Annotated in this window: 3 protein-coding genes; all 3 read right to left on the bottom strand. The window is 73.5% G+C overall.

The features are described from left to right. Nucleotides 1-32: 32 nt before the first annotated feature. Nucleotides 33-1787: a condensation domain-containing protein gene (locus tag ABZY11_RS43705; protein WP_356484502.1), complete on the bottom strand. Its 1755-nt coding sequence runs from the start codon at nt 1785-1787 to the stop codon at nt 33-35. Then, entirely contained in the window at nt 1787-2839 is a 1053-nt protein-coding gene (locus tag ABZY11_RS43700) for a MupA/Atu3671 family FMN-dependent luciferase-like monooxygenase (protein ID WP_356484501.1), read from the bottom strand. The genes ABZY11_RS43705 and ABZY11_RS43700 overlap by 1 nt, the downstream gene beginning before the upstream one ends. After that, nucleotides 2824-3032 (bottom strand): hypothetical protein (locus tag ABZY11_RS43695; RefSeq protein WP_356484500.1); only part of this gene is annotated, 209 nt, incomplete at its 5' end. The genes ABZY11_RS43695 and ABZY11_RS43700, both read right to left, overlap by 16 nt.

The raw sequence follows: 3032 nt of genomic DNA, 5'->3' as shown, positions 1-3032 counted from the left end.
CGCTCGGCCGGGTGGGCGGGGTCCTCGGGCTGTTAGGGGGCGCCGGCGCGCTGGAGGGCCAGCGCCGCCACCGGCCAGTCGCTGCCGCGGGCGAGGGCCAGGGCCACGATCCGCCCCGGGCCGGCGCCGCGACGCACCAGGTGGCCGGCCAGCCGGGCCACCCGGTCGTCCAGTTGGGCATAGCTCAGGGTGTGCTCCGGCGACTCGACGGCCGGTGCGTTCGGCGTGCGGGCCGCCTGCCGGGTCACCAGCTCGGGCAGCGGGAGAGGGGCAGGGGCGGTGGGCCCGGTGGAACCGGCGAGCAGCTGACCGCGCAGGGCCGGCGGCACCAGGTCTATGTCGCCGATGAGCGCGGTCGGGTCGGCGGTGATCTGCCGCAGGAGCTCGACGTAGCACTGCGTCCAGCGGGCCACCGTCGCGGTGCTGAAGACGTCGGTACGCAGCCCGAAGCTGCCCTCCATGCCGTCACCGCTGTCCTTCACCACGCCGACCAGGTCGTGCTCGCCGCCGGTGTGGATGCGCTCGGGCTCCGCGAACTCCTTCATCACCGAGACGCTCGGCTGCTGCGTCAGGTGCATGAACACCCACTGGTACAGCGGGGCCCGGCCCGCACTGCGCTCGGGCGCGGCGGCCGACACGATCCGGCCGACGGGCACGTCCGCGTTGGCCATCAGATCCGGGAAGTCGACGGCGAACCCGGCGAGCACATCGGCGAAGGACCTCTCCGGCGTCACCTTCCAGCGGGTCGGCACGGCGTTCATGACGTACCCGATGACCTGGTCGAGGCCCTTGGCCGCGCGGTTGGCGATGGGGGTGCCGAGCACCAGGTCGTCGGCGCCGCTGACCCGGTGCGCCAGGACCGCGAAGGCGGCCATGAGGACGACGTAGACGGAGGCGCCGCGCTCCCGGGCCAGGGCCCGCACTGCGGCGGTGGTCGGCGCGTCGATGTGGAAGGGAATCTGCGCGATGCCCTCGTCGCCGGTGACACCGCCGGTGCCGCCCGGCACGGTGAGCGGACCGGGCGGGTCGGCGAGATAGCGCCGCCAGAAGCCGAGCCGGCTCGCGAAGACCCCGGATTCCGCCAGCTCGTCCTGCCAGGCCGAGAAGTCGGCGTACTGGACGGCCGGCCGGGTCAGCGGCGGCTCCAGACCGTCGCGCAGCGCGCCGTACGCCTGCGCGAACTCGTTCTGCAGCACATCGAACGACCACCAGTCGCTGATGGTGTGGTGCAGGCTCAGCATCAGCGTGGAACGCCGTTCGCCGACCCGGACGAACCGGGCCCGGATCAGCTTGTCCCGGCCGAGATCGAAGGGGCGGCTGCGGAAGGTCTCGAAGGCCTCGTCGATCGTCCTGCCGGTGCCCCGCAGATCCTCCTGCTCCAGATCGAAGGTCCCGTCGTCGCGGAACTCGACATGCAGTTCGCCCGAGGGGTCCGTCACGATCCGGGTCCGCAGGATGTCGTGGTGACGCTGGATCAGCGTCAGCGCCGCCTCCAGATGCGCCGGGTCGACGGGCCGCTCGAAGTGGTAGGCCGCGCACAGGTTGAGCGCGGGGGTGCCGGGATACAGCGAGTCGTACACCCACAGGTCGTGCTGCGCGGGGCTGAGCGGCACCCGGCGGGCCGGGTCGCGCGGCGGTATGACGGCGGGTATCTCGCGGGCCCGCCCCGCCTCCAGCAGGCGACGCATCAGGCGGATCCGCTGCTCCCTGCCGAGTGCGCCGAACCGGTCGGCCATGGAGGGGGATGCCGCACCCGGGACGGTGCGCGAAACGGTGGGGGCGCTCATCACAGGTTCTCTTTCAGTTCGGCCAGCCGGTGCAGCCCGGCCAGTACGTCGTCCCGTCCGATGCCGAAGTCGATGAAGCAGGCGACCTCGTCGACGCCCAGCTCCGCCAGATCGGCGAGCATCTTGGCGCAGTGGCCGGGGGAGCCGAGCAGGCTGCCCCAGCTCAGACAGCGCTCGAAGGCGAAGTCCGCGAGCATCGCGGTCTGTTCCTCGGTGAGCGCAGCGGTCGTGGCGTCCGCGGAGCGGTTGGCCGCGGTCTGGCGGACGTACGAGGCGAGATAGGTCTTGAGCGGAGCGCCCGCCATCCGGCGGACCTCGGCGTCGTCGGTGCCGACATACGTGTGGGCCATCAGCGTGACCCGGCCGTGTGCGTCGGTGCCCCGCTGGTCGGGGGCCGCGGCGCAGGCGGTGCGGTAGCGGGCGATCTTCTCGGCCAGCTCGTCCCGGCTCTGCCCGACGGTCGCGCCGAGCACTCCGGCCCGCAGCCGGCCGGCCGCCTCCCAGGTCTCCGGATTGCCGGACGTGGTGACCCACAGCGGCAGGGTGTCCTGTACGGGCCGGGGCTGGGGCGTGACGGAGACCGGGGTGCCCGTGCCGTCGGGGTACTCGGCGGGCTCGCCCGCCCACAGCGACCGCAGCCGGGGGATCGTCTCCAGGGCGGTCCGCCGGCGGTCCGCGTACTGCTCGGGGGCCAGCGTGAAGTCCTTGGAGTGCCAGCCGGTGGCGACGGAGAGGCCCACCCGCCCGTGCGAGAGGTTGTCCACGACGGCCCAGTCCTCCGCCACCCGCAGCGGGTGGTGCAGCGGCAGGACGACACTGCCCGCGCGGATCCCGATCCGTTCGGTGGCGACGGCGAGTGCCGCGCCGAGCACCGGCGGGCTGGGGAAGACCTGTCCCACCTGCTGGAAGTGGCGCTCGGGGGTCCAGACGGCGTGGAACCCGAGCCGGTCGGCGGTCCGGGCCACGGCGAGGATGTCCTCGTACGTCTCGGTGTGCCGGGCCGCGCCGGCAGTGGTGCTGTCCGCACCGAAGAACATCACACTGAGGTCCACTGCCACTCCTCCTGCTTTCTGCTGGGCTGGGTCTGGGGTTGCGGACGACGCGGCACCCGGGGGCGGCGCGGGATGGGGGAAGCGGCGGCGGGCGCGGGCAGGGCGACCGCCCGTGCCAGCTCGGCGGCGAAGGCGGCGACCGTGGGCGCGGCGAACAACTGGGCCACGGTCACCTGCCGGCCGGCGCCGAGCC

This window comes from Streptomyces sp. NPDC006510, from assembly GCF_040611955.1.
Classification (GTDB): Bacteria; Actinomycetota; Actinomycetes; order Streptomycetales; family Streptomycetaceae; genus Streptomyces.
Note: the sequence above shows the minus strand (reverse complement) of the source record. Positions and strands in the feature narration are given on the sequence as shown.

What these genes read in the sequence shown, in the direction of transcription:
- ABZY11_RS43705 (WP_356484502.1), bottom strand. Translation starts at nt 1,787, where the DNA reads ATGAGCGCCCCCACCGTTTCGCGCACCGTCCCGGGTGCGGCATCCCCC.